Below are 22,893 nucleotides of genomic sequence, written 5' to 3' on the forward strand. Positions count from 1 at the left end.
TTCGTTAACTGTACGCTCTAAAACGTAACAAATGAATAAAATGACACTTGATTGCTTGAATCTTTATAATGGCTGAGTGATCATTTGCCCGTCTGCACAAACCAACGTTCCTGCAATAATTTCATCGCTACGATCCACCTTAAGTTCGCCGTTGTTTGAATCAAGCATCAAGTTAAGAAAATTCATTAAATTACGTGCATATAGCGTACTGGAGTCTGCTGCCAGCAATCCCGGAATATTAGCGATACCAACGAGGTGCACACCATGTTTCACCACCGTTTTATCCAATTCTGACAAAGGACAATTACCGCCTGCTTCAACGGCCATGTCTACAATTACCGAGCCTGGTTTCATTGCTTGCACAGTCTCTTCTTTGATCAAAACAGGTGCTGGACGGCCCGGAATGAGGGCGGTAGTGATAATAATATCTGCAGCGATTGCACGTGCATGCACTAACTCACCTTGCCGACGTTTATAGTCATCCGACATTTCCGTTGCATAGCCGCCTGCTGTTTCAGCTTTTACTTTCTCTTCCTCATTTAGCGGCACTTCAACAAATTTAGCACCTAAGCTTTCTACTTGTTCTTTGGCTGCTGGCCGCACATCAAATGCCTCAACCACAGCACCGAGCCTTTTTGCTGTCGCAATAGCTTGCAAACCAGCAACACCTGCCCCCAAGATCAAAACGCGTGCCGCTTTCACAGTACCGGCTGCTGTCATCAGCATTGGAAAGAATTTTTGATAAACATTCGCTGCCATGATGACAGCTTTATAACCGGCAATATTCGCCTGGGATGACAGAACATCCATGCTTTGCGCTCGAGAGATACGCGGTAGTTTCTCCATCGCAAATGCAGTCAAACCATGCTGCGCTAGTGCCTCAATACCATCCTTGTGCTGTGGTGACAAAAGACCCACTAACACAGCATCCTTTCTCATCATTTCTATTTCACTGGACTCCGGACCTCGCACTTTGAGTACAATCTCTGATTGTGCATACAATTCAGCCGCACTGGTCACTATGGCTGCGCCTGCTTCTTGATATGCTGAGTCCGGTATACTGGCGCCTGCGCCAGCTCCTGATTGCACGGATACTTTATGAACACCTTTAGCAGTAAATTTTTTCACGGTTTCGGGTGTAGCTGCTACACGCGTTTCTCCCCCGCGAATCTCTGCGGGTATGCCTATATGCATTGATGATCTCCCTTTTTTGCCAATCCAGTTGCAAATAAAAACCAGAATTGCGCTCAATTCTTTTAATGAACTGCGAATTATAAATCAATTTGCAGGCAATGCATGCATTACTTGGACCGGAAAAACTTGACCTGACCTGATCTTCTCGCTACTTAATCATACTGATGATGCTGATTTGGTCGGCTATGCTGTTAGTGGCAAGCATACATACGCGCGATCAACTCTTGTGTATCTGATCTCCAGAGAAATTATTCAAGAGTGAACTGAATGGATTGGGTACTTAGCCCATGCTGTTCAAACAACGCCCGATCCATTGATTAGTCAGTTTTTCCTGTACAGTATTCTGGCGTAAACGCGTGGCCAGACCAGGAAAATCAACTTGATCCAATGGTTGATCTTGATTAAAGCAGGAAAATACGTAAGTGATTTTTCCGGTTTCTGGATCCTGATGAGGTTGCAAGCACTGCGCACAAATTTCCTTCATCATGCACTGCATCGGAGAGTTAATCGAGCCAATGGCAAAATGATCTGCCTTCAAGTAAGGCTTCAGTTGATTATGGCGAGCTACACCGACTGCGGCCATCATGCGGTCTGAACCAATCGCAATAATATGATCAGCATCAGCCAATTCCACAGGTTGCGTGCCTAATTCACCGCTGGCATACGCAACCATGGCCTGCACGATATTACCCACAAAGCTTTTATCCTGTGGGCGGGTTGCTTTAAAACCTGGAGATTCATCACAGCACCATACCACAATGTCCGCTGCTGCTTCGATTTCGGCTACCTTATAACGATCGACCAGTTTTTTGTAGCCAGCAAAATATAACACCTTTGATCCTGCCGCACGCGCGGCTGCGCCAATAGAAAACAACACCGCATTACCTAAGCCGCCACCTACCAGCACCACGGTTTTATCGGCTGGAATCTCTGTCGGCGTTCCGGTAGGGCCCATCAATATCACAGGCTCGCCTGGTTTCAGCATCGCACACAAGTTAGAAGATCCACCCATTTCCAAAACGATGAGTGAGACCAACCCGCGTTCAATATCCACCGACGCACCGGTCAATGCAAGACCTTCCATCGCCAATCGCGTGTCCCCGACAATTGTTGACAAGGTTGCATAATTCTGGAAGCGGTAAAACTGTCCCGGTTGAAAATGTTCAGCCGCTGTCGGAGCATGCACAACCACTTCAATAATATTGGGAGCCAGTCTTTCCACTTTATGAACAGTTGGGCGCAGTTGATCATTCAATGCTGCAAAGAATTGCTGCGTTGACTGATCCAACGCTGGCTTGACTCGTTCCAGTACCCGACTCACTACTGGATAGCCCTGCTTGGCGCTAGACATCGCTTTTACCACATTACCTGAATAAGATGGATGTAAATCGCCGAAGAAGCTGATGAAGCGACCATCCTGGCCATCCCTGTAGCGGCTGAGCAATACCATGGGCGTCTCAGGTTTAGGATTAGCGTATGCGGGTTGCACTTCATTGCCTTCTTCATCACAAGCCGCAAAATAACGACCGCTGAGTTTAAATTGCTTCTCGTCCTCTCTTGCCAGCACGGTGTTTGGTTGAGTTCCTGCAGCAACCAGCAAAGCGCGCGCCGGTAATTCAACTGTCCCTGCATCATGCCACTGTCCGGCTTCATCGCGTTTTTGCACCGCAAATCTCACCGATTGCGTATGTCCCCAGGCATCCACATCAACACGCACGGGCGTCATCCCTTCAGCAAACCAGATCCCTTCTTCCAGAGCTTTTTCTACTTCCTCATGATTCAACGTATAGGAAGGACTATCTATCAGCCGCTTTCGATAGGCAATGGTTGAGCCGCCCCAGGATTGCAGCAGGTTAATGATGCGTGGGGAGCGTCCTTCACGCTCAGCAGTCTGGCGTTCTGCGCGAATTGCTCGCGCATGGCGAAGAAACTCATCAGCAATCTCTTTTTCTTCAGCATCCCATATCCCATGGACCGCATCTTCTCCCTGCACAGCGGTCAGAATTTCATAGCGCTGCAAGAACTTTTCCACCTGCACCGGGTAATAAGCCAGTGCTTCGGTTGCCGTATCAATGGCCGTCAACCCACCGCCAATCACCACTACCGGCAAACGCAACTGCATGTTTGCGATGGAATCACTCTGCGCGGCGCCGGTTAATTGCAATCCCATCAGAAAATCCGATGCTGCCCGCACGCCGCGCGCCAATCCATTCGGTAAATCCAGAATGGTTGGACGTCCAGCGCCCGCTGCCAAAGCCACATGATCAAATCCCATGGCAAATGCGTCATCTGTCGTCAAGGTGCCACCAAAACGCACCCCCCCAAACAACGCGAATTCTTCCCTGCGCTCCAATAACAGACGGATCATTTTCAGAAAGTTCTTATTCCAGCGCACGGTAATCCCGTATTCTGCCACCCCGCCAAAACCAACCGGCATGCGCTGATCCAGATTCTCTTCCAGCGTGCTGGCATGCCGAATCGCTTTGAACGGTACCCGCTCACCCCGTTGATTGACACCTGAAATCTCTTCCGGCAGCGGTTCGATCTTAAGCCCATCGATTCCCACCACGGTGTGACCTTCATTCATCAAATGATGCGCCAGCGTATAGCCGGCTGGCCCCATTCCAACAACCAGAACCTTGCGGCCAGTGGTCAGTTTCGGTATCGGCCGACGCAGATTCAACGGATTCCAGCGTGTCAACAAGCTATAAATCTCAAATCCCCACGGCAGCGCCAGTACATCTTTTAGCGTTCGTGTCTCGGCTTGAGGAATATCAACAGGATCCTGCTTTTGATAAATACAGGATTTCATACAATCGTTACAAATGCGATGACCGGTGCCAGCGCACATTGGATTATCCAGCACGATCATCGCCAGACTGCCTATCGCGACGCCTTGCGTCTTGAGTTTGTGAAATTCGGAAATGCGCTCTTCCAGAGGACAACCTGCCAGCAAAGCGCCCAATTCACTTCTTTTGAAGGTGGGCGGCTCATCCGGTGATTTGGGCTTTTGTCTGAAACCCTTGGAGCAGGAATCTTTACCTTGCTCATGGCACCAGATGCAGTAGTTGGCTTCATCCAAGGCACCCACCAGATCAGTGCCAGGATCGGTCAGCGCAAAACCGTTACGCTCTCGCAAATGCCCAAGCCGATGCACTGTGTAGCCAGCCGATTCATCCGTCTCCAACGCCAACAAACGCTGGAAATCCAGTTTGGCGGGTGACTTGAATAAAATGCCCTGCTGCGTATGCTGTTGTCCAGCTGGTGTTCTTAATGCCCATGCAGCATAATGCAGCGCCTTATTCAGACGTGATTCATTTTCTGCTTCTGCTTCCATCCATTGTGCCACTTTCGTAGCAAAAACCAATTCTGAGAAGGATTTGCCAAATTCTGCCGCCAGTTCTTTTTCGAGCATCAAGCCATCGATACCAGCCAGTTCTTCATCACTAACTTTTCCTTTGGCCCGACGCTGCACGAATTGACGCTTGCAGAAATACAGCGGAGCCAATTCGTGATGCTTTGCAGCTAATTGCTGCACCTCAGCCTCAATGTTAAACAACCGGGCAATAAAATCTTCCACCCAAGGCGCAATTTCAATCAATAGCGCAGAATCATCTTTGGGGAGTAGGTCATCGGGATGTGCACGCGCGTGTTCCAGCTTTTTATATAGCGTTTCATCACCGGTGCGGAGAAAATCCAAAAATAGTTGATCTAACTTGACCAAACCACTGCGATGATAAAAATCGGAAATTGTGAAACCGAAATTAAAATTCGGTGAAGCTGTCATTGTCTCTTGCTGAGCGTGTAACGCTGCATCTAAATTTGTCATAATTAATTATTTAATATTTATTTTTCTATGTAACCTTCTGATACATTAAAACTATTCTCAATAAGCCGATAGCCTATTTTTCTCATAATCAGAGAGCCACCGGGTAAATTCATTGGCCAGCATAGGTTTGGCAATAAAATATCCTTGTATTTCATCACACCCAAGTTCTGCGACAAGCTCGCAGTCAGCTTGAGTTTCAATGCCCTCAACAACAACATTCAAGCCAAAAGCTTTGCCTAATTTTATACTCGACTCAAGAATTACACGAGTAGCGAGATCCTCAGTGGCATTATGCGCAAAGATCCGGTCTATTTTGAGTTCTGTACAAGGCATATATTTAAGGGTTTCCATTGACGCATAGCCAGTACCAAAATCATCAATTGACAACCCAAACCCTTTAAGTCTTATGCGTGTTAAAATATCCAGACTTTGTGCAAAATCTTTTCCCAAATTACCTTCTGTAATTTCCAAGATCACCCGATCAATTGGCACATTCGAGTTCTGTACCGCTTCTTGATAAATTTCTGGTAAATTCAATCGATCCAGATTTTCCATCGAAACATTCACAGAAATTTTTAAATCCAATCCCTGCTGTAGCCACAAATCCAGTTGTTGAACCGATTTCTTCAAAATATTACGAGTAAAATCATTAATCAAACCATTCTGCTCAATGATCGAAATAAAATTATCAGGGGAAACATAACCATATCTTGTATGATGCCACCGGGCCAAACATTCGACACTTGTGACGCGACGGCTGGCAGCAGAAATTTTTGGCTGAAAAAATATTGTGATTTGATCTGCAATCAGAGCTTGCTGAATTTCTTCCACATCGAATATTTGCCTTATCGCGGAAGAATCAACAGTTTTATGAATGGGTAAAGAAAGCTTTTCCAGTATCGCTGCTAAAGATCCAATCATTACTGGCTTTGCCAATGTTCCGATGACATTCAGCCCTCGCACAACTGCTAAACGTTCTATCGCTTTGAGTAAGTCAGCGTCAACGCCTGAGAATAATACAATTTTTCCATTATATTTCTGGTCTGCAATATTACGCAGAAATTCAATGCCATCCATACCTGGCATCTCAATATCACAAATCAACAAATCGACATCATCGATTTGAGCTGACAGTACAAATAAACCTGCCTTGCCATCTTCTGCAACGAGTACTTCACTGACTCCCAATTCTCTAAATAAGTGAGTGACAAACTCAAGCATGAATTTATCATCATCGAGTACCAGCACACGTATATTTTTCTTTTTGTCCATCGAAGAATCTAGTTGAGCGCTTATTTAACAACGCCCATTATGCTGAATATTCAGCTTACCTTTACTATAGGTTATTACAGGCTTCTGATGCTGATCTGCATTACTACCGGAAATTCTGACGCGTGCGCATCGGTTCGGGTCAATTGTGTAGTCTTAAGCCATCCATCATAAGCGTTTGAATATTGTTTAATATATAATTTAATAGAACTCCTTCCTCAGAATATCCAGTACTTGTTTTTTCGCTCTGTAGCAGTTACAGCAGCACTTGAATATTTTATTTTTTGACAACGGGGTGATTGAGGTTGTTCATCCAAGTTCATTGTCAATTAAGAAGTCCTGCTGCACCTAGATTCATTCCTTGTTAGCAGAAATCATACCGGCTGCCACTGTGTTATTGCTGCTTTCATCAATAATGATGAAGCAGCCGGTTGCGCGATTACGTTCATATTCGTCACAGACAATCGGTAATTGTACTTTCAGCCCAACATGCGCAATATCATTCATTTTTAAAGTATTCACTGTTTCGTGATTCAGGGTATTGACATCGACACGGTAATCAATCCGACTGATCACTGCCTTAACAATCCTAGTCGACTGTTTGATCAGATACTTCCGATTGGGATCAAGGGGTTGTTCAGAGAGCCAGCATAACATAGCGCCAAAGAATTTAATGACCTGTGGCGAATCTCCTGCTTTCACCAGCATATCACCGCGTGAAATATCCAGATGATCTTCAATGGTCAGTGTCACAGACTGAGGTGCGAAAGCCTCGTCAATGGGGCCCTCGTACACGAGAATTTCTTTGATACGTGAGTTCAGGCCGGATGGCAGCAGTGTAACGCTATCGCCCACGTGTACGGAGCCTGATTCGATACGCCCCATGTAACCGCGAAAATCATGCAATTCCTTAGTCTGTGGCCGGCACACCCATTGCACAGGAAAACGAAAATCTTCACGATTGATATCATCTTCGATCGATATATTCTCCAAAAAATCCATCAACGTGGAGCCCTGATACCAATCGAGATGATCACCCGGTTCAACCACCATATCCCCATTCAGCGCTGACATTGGAATATAAGTCACATTGCGCAGGCTGAGATTCTCAGCAAATGCAGCAAAGTCTTTACAAATTTTCTCAAAAACCGGTTGAGAGTAATCCACCAGATCCATCTTATTAACCGCCACCACCAGATGCGGAATTCCCACCAGGCTTGCCAGATAGGCATGACGGCGAGACTGCGTGAGCACCCCTTTACGCGCATCGATCAGAATGATCGCAAGATTGGCAGTCGATGCACCGGTAACCATATTGCGCGTATATTGTTCATGGCCGGGTGTATCAGCAATGATGAATTTACGTTTAGGCGTGGCAAAATAACGGTAAGCCACATCAATCGTTATGCCTTGTTCGCGCTCGGCCTGTAGTCCATCAGTAAGCAGGGATAAATCCACACCTTCCGCACCGCGCTTGCGCGTGGTATGGGTAATTGATGTTAATTGGTCTTCAAAAATAGACTTTGAGTCGTGCAGCAAACGGCCGATCAGTGTACTTTTACCGTCATCTACACTACCGGCAGTAATAAAACGTAATAACCCGATTTGATCAAGCGAAATTTTTTCAATGGCCGACATTTGGAAACCTTTTGGAAATTCGTGTCACCGCAAAATATATAAGCAACTGTTCGGAATATGAAAGCAAATCGATTCGATAGACTGAATCGGTGCTTCTCAGTCGATAATCACTCGCTCATGCGTCAATTTTCTAGAAATACCCTTCTTTCTTGCGCAATTCCATCGATGCCTCCGATGTCTGATCATCCATGCGCGTGGCGCCTCGTTCAGTAATACGCGTCATCGCTGTTTCGGCAATAATCTCATCGATACTGACCGCATTGGATTCCACGGGACAAGTGCAGCTCATATCCCCTACAGTGCGAAAGCGGACGGTCACATGCTCAGCTTTTTCTCCTGCCTGCGGTTGTACCAGATGAGAGACAGGCAGCAAGCCTGCTGCCCGGCGAATCACCTCGCGCGTATGTGCAAAATAAATCTTGGGCACTTCCAGCTTTTCCCGGGCAATGTATTCCCAGACATCCAGCTCAGTCCAGTTACTGATTGGAAATACCCGGATGTTCTCACCCGGGTGGGCACGGGTATTGTAAATATCCCATAACTCCGGGCGCTGATTTTTTGGATCCCACTGGCCAAATTCGTCACGGAAGGAAAAGATTCGCTCTTTGGCGCGCGCTTTTTCTTCATCCCGGCGCGCACCGCCGATACAGGCGTCAAATTTGAATTCTGCAATCGCATCCAGCAGCGTCACCGATTGAAAAGCGTTACGGCTCTGATTTTCTGAGCGCAGCACCACTCTGCCTTTTTTGATCGAATCCTCCATACTGCGCACAATCAATCGCTCGCCTAATTCTTTGACGCGCTGATCCCGAAACTCGATCACTTCAGGAAAATTATGCTCCGTATCAATATGCATTAATGGAAACGGAAAGCGCCCGGGTCGAAATGCTTTTTCCGCCAGACGCAACAAGACAATGGAATCCTTCCCACCGGAAAACAAAAGAACCGGATTCGCGCATTCTGCTGCTACTTCCCGCATAATGTGTATCGATTCACTTTCCAGCGCATCCAGATGGGTAAAGGAATGATTATTCATGTTCTCTCTCAACATATAAGCTAAGCAAATCTGCACAGACTGCTTTCAAAAAATTACTCATGACACTGTTATTTATCAATTAATTGCATCTATTTTAAGGGAATCACTTTGCCGGTATGCAATCCACACTCCTTGCTTTCCGATGCCTCCCACCACCAGCGTCCAGAACGGATATCTTCTCCGGGGGTAATCGCGCGCGTGCAGGGTGCACAGCCGATACTGGGATAAAACTTATCATGCAACTTGTTATAAGGCACTTCATAGTATTTAAGATATTGCCAAACTTCGGCATTAGACCATTCCAGCAATGGATTGACTTTCTGCATATGGTTGCCCACATCAAAAGAAGACACTCTTAAACCCACTCGGGTAGATCCCTGATCCTGTCTTATTCCAGTCACCCAAGCATGCTTACCCTGTAGCGCGCGACGTAATGGTTCCACTTTACGGATATGGCAACAGGCTTTACGCAAATCGATGCTTTCATAAAAACCATTGACGCCATTTTCAGCGACATAGGTTTCAACTTGCTTGACGTTGGGAAAATAGATACGCAGCGGCGTTTTATATCGTTTCCGCACTGTCTGCATTAAATCATATGTTTCTTGCGGCAAGCGTCCGGTATCCAGACTAAATATGTCAACATTGAGCTGATACCGATCGATGATATCAGTCAGCACCATATCTTCTGCACCAAGACTGTTTGCAAATGTAACTGGCGCATAATCGCGCACTGTTTCAGTCAAAATTGCAACAACCCGCTCAATTTTTTGTTGCAAATCACTCATTGATTGAGCCTGCTGCTGAGCTTTCCTTACGCTGTAAGCGGCGAAATAATGGTAGTTTCCGATCGATAGAAGTTTGATAAGCTTCAGAAAAATCAGCTAATCCTTTTAATGCATCTTCAATTTTACGGTCCGGACGCGGTGCAAACGCATCAAAACCAACGCGTTGCATATAAAATAATTGATCACGCAATACATCTCCGATCGCCCGCAATTCTCCCTGATAGCCCAAACGTGCGCGCAGGTTATAAGCAATGGAATAGCCACGACCATCGGAAAACTTCGGAAAATCAACCGCTATCACAGAAAATTTATCGATAACATCTTTCAGATCTTCCGGTCGCTCATCACTGGCTAACCATACACCTATTTCAGCACGTTGCTGCAATACGTCGCGCTGCTTTAGCCAAACCTGCAGCGGAACAATGACTTTGCCTGGCGCAACAGTTACATTTTCCGCTGACTCCTGTTCACTCAGGCGCAGAACAACCCAGTCATCGGCAACAATTGTTTTATTTTTGATAATCATTTACTAGAATCTTGGTGAATAATAAGGAGCTGCATATTGCGCAGGCACTACAACATGTTTGTCGGCAATTTCTTCTTCCTCTGCCGCAAAATCTGTCGCATAGACATGCTCCTTAAAAGGTGTATGACCAATACGACGCACCGTATCAATAAAGCGTTCAGCTTCTATGCGTTCACGCAGATAAACCTGAAGGATACGATCAATCACCTCTGGCACTTGGTTAAAGGTAAACGATGGGCCGATAATCTTGCCAATCGAGCTGTTGTTACCTTCAGCACCACCCAGTGACACCTGATACCATTCCCCGTGATCTTTCTTCTCCACACCCGTGATGCCGATATTGCCGATATGATGCTGTCCGCAAGCATTGACACACCCTGACATGTTCAGCGTTATTTCACCAATATCGTGCTGAAAATCCAAATCCTCAAAACGCTCGGCAATCAGCTTTGCTAGCGGTATGGAACGTGCATTAGCCAACGTGCAGAAGTCCGCACCGGGGCAACTGATAATATCGGTCAATAAACCGATATTGGGTGCGGTCAGTTCGTGTACAGTCGCTTCTTGCCACAAACGAATCAAGTCCGTTTGCCTGACGTCAGCCAATACCAGATTCTGCTGATGCGTAATACGCAATTCTCCGAAACTATAGCGATCTGCCAGATCAGCAACTGCTTCCATCTGCTCAGCCGTGGCATCACCTGGCGCATTACCTGGTTTCTTCAATGATAAAACGACGATCGCATAACCCGGAACACGATGCGGTTTGACATTGCGCAGCATCCAGTTGGAGAACGAGCGACTATCCGCCTTGAATTCATTCAATCTGGAATCGTGGTCAGTCAATGTTTCATAAGGCGGAGCCGTAAAGAACGAGGCAACGCGATTGACCTCCTCAATAGTCAGTGTACCAGGACCATCCTTAAGATCCGCCCAGTCAGCTTCAACCTGACGCTTGAATTCATCAATTCCCAAGGCTTTGACCAGTATCTTGATACGTGCTTTGTATTTATTATCACGGCGGCCATACAGGTTATAAATGCGCAAGATAGCTTCCACATATGTCAGAATATGTTGCCAAGGCACAAATTCACAAATCTCAGTGCCAATCATGGGCGTACGTCCTAATCCGCCACCTACTAGCACCCGAAAACCAACTTCACCGTGCGCATTTTTAGTTACCCCCAAACCAATATCATGCGCATAAATAGCGGCGCGATCTTCTTTTCCACCACTAATGGCAATCTTGAACTTCCGCGGTAAATAGGCGAATTCCGGATGAAAAGTACTCCATTGGCGCAGAATCTCAGCATAAGCCCGCGGATCCACTATTTCATCGCGTGCAACGCCCGCATATTCATCCGATGTAATATTGCGCACGCAATTACCAGAGGTTTGAATAGCATGCATCTGCACCGTGGCCAGATCAGCCAGGATATCCGGCGTATCTTCCAATTTAAGCCAGTTGAACTGAATATTCTGGCGCGTTGTGAAATGACCATAATCCCGATCGTATTTGCGGGCAATATGCGCAAACATACGCATTTGTTTGGAAGAAATCAGGCCGTAAGGCACTGCAATACGTAACATATACGCATGTATTTGCATATACAAACCATTTTGCAGCCGCAACGGCATAAATTCTTCCTCTGTCAACTCACCCGAAAGACGCCGACGTACTTGGTCACGATACTGCCTGACGCGCTCCTCCACTATTTTCTGATCATATTCGTCATAGCGATACATTTTCAATCTCCCGCATATTTTGTTCAAAGATGCTCAGTAAGATATGTCACAAAACTATATTGGATTATCTTTATTAGTTAGAATTCAACAATTTTTTTAAGATTCCGTCTGGGAATAATATTTGGATACAGGCAACAATAATGCTGCATCCAATGGAAACTTAGCACCATATTTCATAATATGGTTCACATTATCATCTTCATCATGCCGCAATGCCACACCGATATAAGCATATTCACCACTTTCACCAACTACAATACCAATCCGTCCACCACAACCATTAAACCATGTGACTTGTTTGGGCTTATTCTCAATATTTGTACTCATCAATCAATCCTTGTTTCATTCATGGAAATTACTTAAGCCTGTCAATGAATCAGCAACTTACCATCCCAGTAGCCACTTATCATCCTGACACACAGAATAATTTCTTTTACTTTTGCCCAAATTTTAGGCACATTGATCTTCTGATCAACATTAAAAACCAACTTGATACATGCTGCTACGCTATAGTGCAAACAGAATAACAATCTTGTTATTTTACCAAAACCTAACTGTATCGTCTTAACCATATCAATGCAGATCGACCACTACCTATCCAAAAAGTCTTTATGAATTGACGCCATAAGAAATTACCAAAATAACTGCCTAACTGCCAGGATCTCACAAGGCGTAAGTGCTAATAATCCTCGCCTGTGGCTATAGGTGTGCAATGAAGTTGATCAGAAAACTTGCCATGATAGATCGTGCAATTACAATTATTATTTATTTTATTTGCCCTTTTTGACTCGCAGCATGATAGCAACACATTTCTATAATTCAAAATAATATTATGTTAGATTTATATAACCATTTATTATGAGCAGGTGTGATTGATGAAACTACAGCAACTCCGCTATTTATGTGAAACTGCCAATCAGAATATGAACTTATCAAAGGCTGCCCAAAAACTGCATACTTCTCAGCCTGCCATCAGTAAACAAATTCAGATGCTGGAAGACGAACTCGGTATCGATATTTTTTTGCGCCATGGAAAACGTATTGTACAGGTTACTCCACCCGGGCAACTCATTATAAAAACCGCCATCAGGATGCTTCGTGATGCCGATAATCTAAAAAAAATTGCGCAGGAATTTACCAATGAAGCCAACGGCACGCTAACCATCGCCACGACGCATACGCAGGCACGCTATGTTTTACCTCCAGTGATTAAACGGTTTACCGCGCGTTACCCAAAAGTCAAGCTCATCCTGCGGCAAGGCAGCCCGATGCAAGTTTCTACTTTGGTCACATCAGGCGAAGCAGATATTGCAATTGCAACCGAAGCGATTGAGCAATTTCATGAGCTCGTCATGTTGCCGTGCTATCAGTGGAACCGATGTGTCGTTGTGCCACCCAGACACCCCCTTCTGAAACTAAAAAAACTCACACTGGAAGCGATTAATCAGTACCCGATCATTACTTATGATTTTGCTTTCACCGGTCGCTCAAAAATTAATCAGGCCTTTGCAAACCAAGGATTAGAGCCTAATGTAGTACTGACTGCGATCGACTCTGATGTGATCAAAACTTATGTAGAATTAGGATTAGGCATTGGCATACTGGCAAACATGGCTTTCGATCCCAAGCGCGATAAGGGCCTTCGAGCCATCGATGCCAGCCATTTATTTGAGCCCAGCACGACACGCATCGGCATAAGCCGAAACAGTTATATACGAGGATATGTTTTTGATTTTATAGAAATGTTCTCACCCCATCTTGATCATGCCACCATTCAAGCCAAGTTGGAAAGCAATCAAAATGATGAGCCAGAGAATGCAAATTGATTCCTGCTAAAATTAAAAGTACTATAGCGCGATAGAAGCCGCTTGATATTGAATAACATCCAATTACTTGATGAGGTGAGAAAATGAAAAAGATCCTTAGCCTATTATTAGTATCACTCATCCTGGTAATCATCGTTATTGGATCAGGCGCTTACAATATCGCGGCTACAGAAAAACACTGGGGTATCACTGAAAAGCTGATAGCATGGGTGCGCGACAGCTCCATTGAAGCACGCTCCAGAGACTTGAAGGTACCCCCGCTAGATGATGAAAATCTGCTCTCGCAAGGCGCTGAACATTATCAAGCGATGTGCACAATTTGTCATTTAGCGCCCGGCATGAAACCTACCGAACTCTCGATCGGCTTATATCCACAAGCACCCGTATTCCATCAGCGCGAACCGATAAATGATCAAGAGAAAAAACTGGATCGTGCCAAAGCATACTTCTGGGTAATAAAAAATGGCTTGAAAATGACCGCCATGCCAGCCTGGGGTCTTAGTCATGATGATGAAGACATTTGGGGAATGGTGGCTTTTACCCTCAAAATGAGCAATATGACGCCTGAGCAATATCAGCATCTCGTTAGTTCAGCCAAAGATCAAGCACATGAGCATGGCCATGAAGATAGCGACCATGGACATAGTCATTAACTTAAGCCCCTTCATTTTTTGACTCACCGTTACAAGTATAAATAACTTGATCCAATCGGTTCTTGCTAAACATCTTATTGCGGATTACCGCTGCGCAAATTATCAGGTTGGAACAGCCGCCGACTCAATTATTTTACAAATTGATCAGTATTCCGAGCCCCTGGCAAAACTAATGACCACATCCAAGCAGACTTGTGGAGCGATTATCAGCGCATATAATCCCTATAGCCAGCAGTTAAGTAATGAGGAAAATCTGGCTGCACATGAATTGCTCAGGAACTCTTTGCTTGATTATTCATATCCGATGATTGAGAGCCTGAATAACGACCCAGCCAACAGATGGCCCACAGAAAAAAGTTTTTTTGTGCTTGGACTCAATCTGAATATCGTTAAATTGTTGGGACAACAATTTGACCAGAATGCGATTGTATGGATCGGCAATGATGCTATTCCTCGCTTGATCCTGCTGCGCTAAAAAACAATCAAGCTGAATTGCAACTGAGAAATTATTTAACAATCTAATCTAATATCGAAAATTTCAGTGTAGCAACTAACGCAAACCCGGTGCTATACTGAATGTTTTAACAACAGCTTGGGAGACAATGATGAAGAAAACCCTCATTTTTCTGACTTTGGCTATCTTCAGTTTCGGATTGCTTGCTTTTGATGCAGAAGCAAAACGCGTTGGTGGCGGCAAAAATATAGGTACGCAACGCCAATCAGTTAACCAGCCGCACCAGCAGCAGGCAACACCCAATCCTCAGCAATCACCCACTACAGCACCTGCAGCAGCACCTTCCAGTGGAAGTAAATGGGGCGGCGCATTAGCAGGTCTGGCGGCTGGTGGCTTATTGGCTGCACTCTTCATGGGCGGTGCATTTGAAAATATTAATATGATGGATATCGTCATTCTGGCGTTACTCATCGGTATCGTTTTCTTTGTGATCCGCATGCTGCGCAAACCCAAAACTGAAGAACACGCGCCTTCGATGCAATATTCGGGTATGAATACCCATACACAGGATCGCTTTCACACACCACCATTGACTGGCCCTGCAGGAACTGAAACCACGGACAACAGCGGAAACTATCGTCAGCCGAACATTCCGACAGACTTTAAAGTGGAACCATTCCTCCGCAACGCAAAAGCTTCGTTCATCCGCTTACAAGCTGCGCATGATCATGGCGACATCAACGAGATTCGTGATTACACGACCCCCGAAATGCTCACAGAGATTCAGGCGCAAATGAACGAACGGGGCAGCGCCCAACAAAAAACAGAAGTCATGTTTATTGATGCCAATCTGTTAGAAGTTGAAACGACTCCTGATATGGCTATCGCAAGCGTGCGCTTCACCGGCCAATTACGCGATCTACCAGATGGTGAACCGGAAGCGTTTGATGAAATCTGGCACGTGCAAAAAGATCTCAAGGACCCCAACGCCACTTGGTTATTGGCTGGTATCCAACAAGTCGCTTAGTTCTCACACGCGTTAACGTTACCATTAGCCCGGCCTGACTGTTGTGGCCGGGCATTGAATTTCTTCATGCTTCTCCATATGCACAAATTCTGTGATTAATCTTCCTAGACCCAACCTATTAGCACCATGTATACAAGATTGTCAAAAGTTGTGCTGGTCTGGTCTATCGCACTCTTTGCTGCATTAGTAGCCTTCAACAATCTCACCGATTACGACTCAAACTTTGCCATCGTCAAGCATGTCCTGACCATGGACACTACTTTTCCTGATAACAAAGGGCTCTGGCGCGCCATTGAACCCCCAGTTATTCATCATATCGTTTACGGAGTTATCATTTTGACCGAGCTTGTCATTGCAGGTCTTTGCGGGCTCGGTGGCTTGCGTTTATATCAAAACATCACGCAACCCACAGCATTCAATCAGGCTAAAGGACTGGCCATTCTTGGACTGATACTGGGCTTTATTCTCTGGTTCACAGGATTTATGACGATCGGTGGCGAATGGTTCCTGATGTGGCAATCAGAAGTCGCCAATGGACAGCAAGCAGCGTTCCGGCTAATAGTGATTATTGGCATCGTTCTCATCTATCTGACTCAGACAGACGAGGAGAATCATCCATAAAAAACCATAATCCGATGGCAAAACAAAGTCTTAAGAAGTCAATGCATCGATACCGGCCTGAGCAATCTGTGCATCCTGAAACGAGCGCACACCACTCACTCCAATGGCGCCAACAAACTGGTTATTGACAATAATCGGCAATCCTCCTTCTATAGGTAAGGTACCGGGTAAATTCAGATAACGCAGTTGTCCCTCAACAACATTTTCTTCCCATATTTTGGTCGGACGGCGAAAGGCAATGGCTGCATGCGCTTTCTCGATCGCCACATGAATACTCCCAAACTGAGTATCATCAAGACGTTGTAGGTAAAGAAGATGACCGCCGTCATCCACAATAGCGATGACAACCGGCCATTCATTGCGTTTGGCTTCTGCTTCCGCGCCGGCAGCAATCTTCTTCGCGTCATCAAGCGTCAGGATTAATTTGTTAACAGTCATATTTTGCTCCTGAAAGAAATAGATCAACAACCCATTAAATGCCGGCGCCACCCTCGAACACTTCATGACGCATCTGTGCCTGTGTAATATTACTGCCTGGCGGCACACTACGCGTCAACCATACATTGCCGCCAATCGTCGAGCCTCGTCCGATGGTGATGCGTCCTAATATCGTTGCGCCGGCATAAATCACCACATCATCTTCAACAATCGGATGGCGCAAGTTGCCTTTTACCAGCGCGCCATTCTCGTCGACCGGAAAACGTTTGGCGCCCAACGTGACTGCCTGATACAGACGCACATTCTGACCGATAATTGCAGTTTCTCCAATCACCACGCCAGTACCATGATCGATGAAGAAACTACCACCAATCTGCGCACCTGGATGTATTTCTATGCCCGTCACCGAATGCGCGATCTCTGAAATCATGCGCGCAATCAGTGGCACACCTAACTCATGTAAAACATGTGCAAGCCGGTAATGCATAATCGCCATGATGCCCGGATAACAAACCAGCACCTCATCCACATTGCGTGCAGCCGGATCCCCTTCATAAGCCGCTTTAATATCGGTTTCCAGCAGTCTTCGGACCTCCGGCAAGCGCTTGGCAAATGCCTGCGTAATGACAGCCGATCGCTCACGGTCTTCATGGCTGAGAATTTCTAAGCCGGAGTTATAATGCAATTCATGTTGAATTTGCACCATTAACTCCCGCAGCGTCATATTCAGCGTATGTCCAACATAGTGATCGATGCCTTCGTCAGCCAGTTCCGATGAACCCAGCCGATTCGGAAACAATGCTGCACACAAACCTTCCGTAACGCTGGCCAGAATTCGGCGCGATGGCAGCCGGGGTGGCCTTTCATGACGGTTGCGACGTTCCAGCGAAGCCCTGCGCAAAGTGCGCAATTCAGCCACAATGCTATCCACATCCAGGTGCGTAGTGCGCAGAAGAATATCGCGTGTCCTCTTGGTATTATTCACGACGCAGTCAAACCCTGTTCATCAAACAATCCTTCAAACAGAATGCTGCTCAGGTAACGTTCGGCAGAATCCGGCAAAATAACCACGATAGTTTTTCCCACATTTTCCGCACGTTTCGCCTGGCGCACCGCCACCGCCACTGCTGCACCGCAGGAAATGCCAGCAAGAATGCCCTCTTCGCGCGCCAAACGCCGCGCATAAAGTATCGCCTCTTCGTTATTAACTTGCTCTATTTCATCCACTAAGGAAAGATCCAGGTTATCGGGAATAAAGCCTGCGCCAATGCCCTGTATTTTATGCGGGCCAGGCGCCAGAGGCACACCTGCGCGCTTTTGAGACAGCACTGCACTGGCCGATGGCTCAACAGCAACTGAGGTAATGACTTTTCCCTTGATTTTCTTGATATAACGAGAAACACCCGTAATTGTGCCACCCGTTCCTACGCCTGCGACCAGAATATCGATAGCGCCATCCGTATCATTCCATATTTCCGGACCGGTGGTTTTTTCATGAATTGCCGGATTGGCTGGATTCTTGAACTGCTGCAGCAACACATAGCGGCCTGGATTAGAAGCAACAATCTCATCCGCTTTGGCCAAGGCACCGTTCATCCCGCGCGCGCCTTCGGTTAACTCTAGCTTTGCGCCCAATGCCACCAGCAACTTGCGCCGTTCCACACTCATCGTTTCCGGCATTGTCAAAGTCAGCGGGATGCCCCGTGCCGCCGCTACAAAAGCCAGTGCAATGCCGGTATTGCCGCTGGTCGGCTCGACGATTTCTTTTCCAGGGCCCAGTAACCCCTTACACTCAGCATCATCGATCATCGCTACACCAATGCGGCATTTAACTGAGTAAGCCGGATTACGCCCTTCAATTTTTCCCAATACGACCGCAGATGCTCCATCTGTGACCCGGTTAAGACGCACTAACGGAGTGCGCCCAACAGATAATGAATTATCTTCAAACCAATTTGACATGAATCTCCTTTTCTCTGCGATGCGAATTCAGACACATCGTCAATCTTTTTCTAATCGATGGCAAAAATTGCCGACTTTGGCGCTATTTAACAAGGCCATGCCAGAACATAAAATTCACTATAGCGCATTCCTTTGCTTTGAATTTATTAAATATGAGTAAGGTGAACGCGGAGTTTCTTTAACTCTGCACCCAAGGCAGCCCAGCCGCTTTCCACCCGGACAATTTACCGCGATGGCCGCGTTCATCTTTATCCCCTTCAAAACCTTCCAGGATATTGTAACAATCGGTGAAATCAGCTGCGCCGGCCATTGCAGCGGCTTGACTCGAACGTGCGCCGCTACGGCAAATGAATAGAACCGGTAATTTTTTATCCACTTGTCCACTTAGCTGGTCGAGAAACCCAGGATTGGGCTGCATGCCAGGGTATGAGCGCAATTCGATTTCTGTCGCACCGGGAATGCGTCCAACCCAGTCGAGTTCTGCATGTGAGCGAACATCCACCAACTGTGCCTGAGCAGATTCTTGCAAGATTCGATAAGCTTCGATGGGAAGCAGCGCTCCTTTGTACGGAAGACCCATCTCTTGTGCACGTTGCTGCGCTTTTTCCAGTATTGCTGCGATAGTTTCCATAAATTAATCCTGCTGATGTTAATAAAGCGATTGATTGATTACTTTATAATATCGGTAATCCCAACTTCACATTCATTCCTTGTATTTCCAATATTATAGCGCTTCATGGAAAAAATTCGCTTATCCAAGTTAATGTCTGAACAAGGAATATGTTCCCGCCGGGAAGCGGATCGCTATATTGAACTGGGCTGGGTGTTTGTCGATGGTGTGCAGATTTCCGAGCTGGGCACCAAAATTTATCCGACGCAGAAAATCCAGTTGAACAAAGCGGCGCAGGTGCAGCAGACAAGTTTGGTTACGATATTACTCAACAAGCCCATCGGCTATGTGTCCGGGCAGCCAGAGCCGGGTTATCAACCGGCAGTTATGTTGATCAAGCCGGAAAATCAGTTTGTCCCAAAACAACCTGCCAAGCGCTTTCAGCCAACGCATTTAAAAAATCTCGCTCCCGCCGGGCGATTGGATATCGACTCGCAGGGCTTGCTGGTGCTGACGCAGGATGGTCGCATCGCGAAACAACTGATCGGCAAAAACTCCGACATTGAAAAAGAATACTTAGTGCGAGTCGAAGGCCCTTTGCCGGCGGCAAAACTTGCATTGCTGAATCACGGCTTGAGTCTGGATGGCCAAGCTTTAAAACCAGCCCAAGTAAGCTGGCAAAATCAGGATCAACTGCGATTTATCCTGTTTGAGGGTAAGAAGCGCCAGATCCGCCGCATGTGCGAACTGGTCAATTTGAAAGTGACTGGCTTGAAGCGGGTGCGTATCGGTAAAGTGAAGCTGGGTAATTTACCGGAAGGACAATGGCGTTATCTGGATGATAGCGAGAAGTTTTGATGGTGTTTCTTAATATTGCGCACATCGACAGCTGATCAAACCCATACTGTCTGGCTTTCATTGCCGGGAAACGTGCGTTAAACTCTTCGCCTTTAAGATTTTCTAATTTTTTCTTCTTATTTAACAAAACAGACTCATGGCTCAATATGTTATGTCGATGCTCCGCGTGAGCAAAATGGTTCCTCCTAAGCGCCAAATTATCAAAGATATATCGCTCAGTTTTTTCCCCGGCGCCAAGATCGGTTTGCTGGGATTGAATGGTTCCGGTAAATCCACCGTACTGCGCATCATGGCTGGTGCGGACAGGGAGTTTGACGGTGAAGTGCAGCGCCTGCCCAATATCCGCATCGGCTATCTGCCGCAGGAACCGCAACTGAATCCGGAACACTCCGTGCGTCAGGAAGTGGAAGAAGGCATGGGCGAAGTCATGCAAGCACAGAAAAGGCTGGATGAAGTGTATGCAGCTTATGCCGAGGAAGGCGCTGATTTCGATGCATTAGCTGAAGAACAGGCACGTCTGGAAGCCATTATCGCTACCGCCGGCAGCGATACTGCGAATCAGATGGAAATTGCCGCCGATGCGCTGCGTTTGCCGCAGTGGGATGCGACGATCAAGCATCTTTCCGGCGGCGAGAAACGCCGTGTCGCATTATGCAAACTATTGCTGGAAAAGCCGGACATGCTGCTGCTGGATGAGCCGACCAACCATCTTGATGCCGAATCGGTGGAATGGCTGGAGCAATTCCTGGTGCGCTTCCCCGGCACGGTCGTGGCCGTAACGCATGATCGCTATTTTCTGGATAATGCCGCCGAATGGATACTAGAGCTCGACCGTGGCCATGGCATTCCGTGGAAAGGCAATTATTCCAACTGGCTGGAGCAAAAAGAAGCGCGGCTGGAGCAGGAACAGAAGCAGATCGATGCGCATATGAAATCGATGAAACAGGAGCTGGAATGGGTACGGCAAAATCCGAAAGGACGCCAGGCGAAATCCAAGGCGCGTATCGCGCGCTTCGAAGAACTCAATTCGCAGGAATACCAGAAGCGCAACGAAACCCAGGAAATCTTTATCCCTGTCGGGGAACGGCTGGGCAATGAAGTCATTGAGTTTAACGGTGTATCGAAATCGTATGGCGACCGGCTGCTGATCGATAATCTGAGCTTCAAAGTACCACCGGGCGCAATTGTCGGTATTATCGGCCCGAACGGTGCGGGTAAATCTACCTTGTTCAAACTGATCACCGGCAAGGAATCAGTCGATTCCGGTGAAGTGAAAATCGGCCCCACGGTAAAAATTGCGCATGTCGATCAGGCACGTGATACGCTGCAAAATGATAAAACCGTGTTCGATGCCATTTCCGGCGGCAACGATTTGCTGACCGTCGGCAAATACACTACCCCTGCACGCGCTTACCTTGGCCGTTTTAACTTCAAAGGCGGCGATCAACAAAAAATCGTCGGCCAGCTCTCCGGCGGTGAGCGCGGCCGCTTGCATCTGGCACAAACCCTGATTTCCGGTGGCAATGTGCTGCTGCTCGACGAACCTTCCAACGATCTCGACGTGGAAACGCTGCGCGCGCTCGAAGATGCGCTGTTGGAATTCGCCGGTTGCGTACTGGTCATCTCGCACGACCGCTGGTTCCTCGACCGCATCGCCACGCACATCCTCGCTGCCGAAGGCGACTCTCAATGGGCTTTCTTCAATGGGAACTACCAGGAATACGAAGCCGACAAGAAAAAACGTCTGGGTGAAGAAGGCGCAAAACCGAAACGGATACGGTTTAGGCCGATTAGCCGGTAATCGTCAAATTTTCTTCTCTTACCAATAAGAAAGAGATCAAAAAGATATGCCAACTATCAGCCAATTTTTCGGGATTGTGATTCAAATGTTCTGGCGAGAACATGCTCCGCCACATTTTCATGCACTGTATGCTGAGCATGAAGCATTGATCGACATCCGGACATTGGAAATCATCAAAGGCAGTTTGCCGAAACGGGCATTGGCATTGGTGCTGGAATGGGCAGTACAGCATCGAGCTGAATTAATGGAGGACTGGAAACTATGCCAACAGAAACAATTACCCAAGAGCATCGCGCCCTTGGAATAACAGCGGCAGCACCGTGGCGAGTGCGTACAGTCGCTGTACTACCAAATTATTGTCTTTCAGTCACTTGTAATGACGATACGAGCGGCATTGTCGATATGTCGCGATTGATCTCAAGTGAACAAGCAGGCATCTTTGCAGCACTTAAAGATGAAAAATTATTTAACCAGGTTCGCATAGAACTGGGAGCGCTTACATGGCCTAATGGTGCAGATCTAGATCCAGCGTGGGTACATGAAGAGATTAGAAAAAATAAAACCTGGCTCGTTCCTGAATAGGAACATGATTTGCGACTTGTGTCTTCATCTCTATT

22 protein-coding genes are annotated in these 22,893 nt (G+C 46.6%); 9 read left to right on the forward strand and 13 right to left on the reverse strand.

What is annotated here, in order from left to right; translation table 11 throughout:
- Positions 1-63 precede the first annotated feature (63 nt).
- The 9 genes from BM021_RS00255 to BM021_RS00295 form a co-directional block, all read right to left on the reverse strand.
- Positions 64-1,194 carry a Re/Si-specific NAD(P)(+) transhydrogenase subunit alpha gene (locus BM021_RS00255; protein ID WP_090717318.1) on the reverse strand — a complete coding sequence of 377 codons (1,131 nt, stop codon included), beginning with the start codon at positions 1,192-1,194 and terminating at the stop codon, positions 64-66.
- Positions 1,195-1,474: 280 nt separating this feature from the next.
- Positions 1,475-4,981, reverse strand: a complete 3,507-nt coding sequence (locus BM021_RS00260) for an FAD-dependent oxidoreductase (RefSeq protein ID WP_256207690.1) — start codon at positions 4,979-4,981, stop codon at positions 1,475-1,477.
- A 99-nt stretch (positions 4,982-5,080) separates the two neighbouring features.
- Positions 5,081-6,295: an EAL domain-containing response regulator gene (locus BM021_RS00265; protein ID WP_090717325.1), complete on the reverse strand. Its 1,215-nt coding sequence runs from the start codon at positions 6,293-6,295 to the stop codon at positions 5,081-5,083.
- A 351-nt stretch (positions 6,296-6,646) separates the two neighbouring features.
- Positions 6,647-7,930, reverse strand: coding sequence for a sulfate adenylyltransferase subunit CysN (gene cysN / locus BM021_RS00270; protein WP_090717328.1), 1,284 nt, complete (start codon positions 7,928-7,930; stop codon positions 6,647-6,649).
- Between the two features lie 130 nt (positions 7,931-8,060).
- Positions 8,061-8,966, reverse strand: coding sequence for a sulfate adenylyltransferase subunit CysD (cysD, locus tag BM021_RS00275; protein WP_177186259.1), 906 nt, complete (start codon positions 8,964-8,966; stop codon positions 8,061-8,063).
- Between the two features lie 89 nt (positions 8,967-9,055).
- Entirely contained in the window at positions 9,056-9,754 is a 699-nt protein-coding gene (locus BM021_RS00280; RefSeq protein WP_090717333.1) for a phosphoadenylyl-sulfate reductase, read from the reverse strand.
- Positions 9,747-10,280, reverse strand: coding sequence for a DUF934 domain-containing protein (locus BM021_RS00285; protein ID WP_090717336.1), 534 nt, complete (start codon positions 10,278-10,280; stop codon positions 9,747-9,749). Before BM021_RS00285 ends, BM021_RS00280 begins: the two co-directional genes overlap by 8 nt.
- 3 nt (positions 10,281-10,283) lie before the next feature.
- Positions 10,284-12,026, reverse strand: a complete 1,743-nt coding sequence (locus tag BM021_RS00290; protein WP_090717338.1) for a nitrite/sulfite reductase — start codon at positions 12,024-12,026, stop codon at positions 10,284-10,286.
- 96 nt (positions 12,027-12,122) lie between these two features.
- On the reverse strand, positions 12,123-12,353 hold the full coding sequence (locus BM021_RS00295) for a hypothetical protein (protein WP_090717341.1): 231 nt from the start codon (positions 12,351-12,353) through the stop codon (positions 12,123-12,125).
- A 548-nt stretch (positions 12,354-12,901) separates the two neighbouring features.
- Here BM021_RS00295 and cysB point away from each other — a divergent pair.
- From cysB to BM021_RS00325, 5 genes are all read left to right on the forward strand, one after another.
- A complete protein-coding gene (gene cysB / locus BM021_RS00305) occupies positions 12,902-13,852 on the forward strand; it encodes an HTH-type transcriptional regulator CysB (protein ID WP_090717346.1) in 951 nt (316 codons plus the stop codon).
- Positions 13,853-13,935: 83 nt separating this feature from the next.
- On the forward strand, positions 13,936-14,505 hold the full coding sequence (locus BM021_RS00310) for a c-type cytochrome (RefSeq protein WP_090717348.1): 570 nt from the start codon (positions 13,936-13,938) through the stop codon (positions 14,503-14,505).
- 172 nt (positions 14,506-14,677) lie between these two features.
- Positions 14,678-14,980 carry a DUF3293 domain-containing protein gene (locus BM021_RS00315; protein ID WP_256207691.1) on the forward strand — a complete coding sequence of 101 codons (303 nt, stop codon included), beginning with the start codon at positions 14,678-14,680 and terminating at the stop codon, positions 14,978-14,980.
- A 130-nt stretch (positions 14,981-15,110) separates the two neighbouring features.
- The gene (locus BM021_RS00320) at positions 15,111-15,986 is read left to right on the forward strand and encodes a Tim44 domain-containing protein (RefSeq protein ID WP_090717354.1); all 876 of its coding nucleotides are present in this window, start codon (positions 15,111-15,113) and stop codon (positions 15,984-15,986) included.
- Between the two features lie 126 nt (positions 15,987-16,112).
- Complete coding sequence (locus BM021_RS00325; protein WP_090717358.1) at positions 16,113-16,607, forward strand: DUF2165 family protein; 495 nt, start codon at positions 16,113-16,115, stop codon at positions 16,605-16,607.
- A gap of 30 nt (positions 16,608-16,637) precedes the next feature.
- Here the strand turns inward: BM021_RS00325 and BM021_RS00330 are convergent, their stop codons facing one another.
- The 4 genes from BM021_RS00330 to BM021_RS00345 all read right to left on the reverse strand — a co-directional run bounded on the left by BM021_RS00330 (position 16,638) and on the right by BM021_RS00345 (position 19,638).
- Positions 16,638-17,045 (reverse strand): GlcG/HbpS family heme-binding protein, encoded by a 408-nt coding sequence (locus tag BM021_RS00330; RefSeq protein ID WP_090717360.1) that lies wholly within the window; start codon positions 17,043-17,045, stop codon positions 16,638-16,640.
- Positions 17,046-17,079: 34 nt separating this feature from the next.
- The gene (gene epsC / locus BM021_RS00335) at positions 17,080-18,030 is read right to left on the reverse strand and encodes a serine O-acetyltransferase EpsC (protein WP_090717363.1); all 951 of its coding nucleotides are present in this window, start codon (positions 18,028-18,030) and stop codon (positions 17,080-17,082) included.
- Positions 18,027-19,007: a cysteine synthase A gene (gene cysK, locus BM021_RS00340; RefSeq protein ID WP_090717365.1), complete on the reverse strand. Its 981-nt coding sequence runs from the start codon at positions 19,005-19,007 to the stop codon at positions 18,027-18,029. Before cysK ends, epsC begins: the two co-directional genes overlap by 4 nt.
- Before the next feature lie 178 nt (positions 19,008-19,185).
- Positions 19,186-19,638 carry a rhodanese-like domain-containing protein gene (locus BM021_RS00345; protein WP_090717366.1) on the reverse strand — a complete coding sequence of 151 codons (453 nt, stop codon included), beginning with the start codon at positions 19,636-19,638 and terminating at the stop codon, positions 19,186-19,188.
- A 105-nt stretch (positions 19,639-19,743) separates the two neighbouring features.
- On the opposite strand from BM021_RS00345, the gene BM021_RS00350 reads away from it, so the two are divergent.
- The 4 genes from BM021_RS00350 (at position 19,744) to BM021_RS00365 (ending at position 22,858) form a co-directional block, all read left to right on the forward strand.
- Positions 19,744-20,475 (forward strand): pseudouridine synthase, encoded by a 732-nt coding sequence (locus BM021_RS00350; RefSeq protein WP_090717369.1) that lies wholly within the window; start codon positions 19,744-19,746, stop codon positions 20,473-20,475.
- Between the two features lie 136 nt (positions 20,476-20,611).
- A complete protein-coding gene (gene ettA / locus BM021_RS00355) occupies positions 20,612-22,276 on the forward strand; it encodes an energy-dependent translational throttle protein EttA (RefSeq protein WP_090717371.1) in 1,665 nt (554 codons plus the stop codon).
- 46 nt (positions 22,277-22,322) lie between these two features.
- Positions 22,323-22,583, forward strand: coding sequence for a DUF4160 domain-containing protein (locus BM021_RS00360; protein ID WP_090717373.1), 261 nt, complete (start codon positions 22,323-22,325; stop codon positions 22,581-22,583).
- Complete coding sequence (locus BM021_RS00365) at positions 22,538-22,858, forward strand: DUF2442 domain-containing protein (protein WP_256207692.1); 321 nt, start codon at positions 22,538-22,540, stop codon at positions 22,856-22,858. The genes BM021_RS00360 and BM021_RS00365 overlap by 46 nt, the downstream gene beginning before the upstream one ends.
- Positions 22,859-22,893 lie beyond the last annotated feature (35 nt).

It is taken from the genome of Nitrosomonas sp. Nm166, assembly GCF_900112825.1.
Lineage (GTDB): Bacteria > Pseudomonadota > Gammaproteobacteria > Burkholderiales > Nitrosomonadaceae > Nitrosomonas.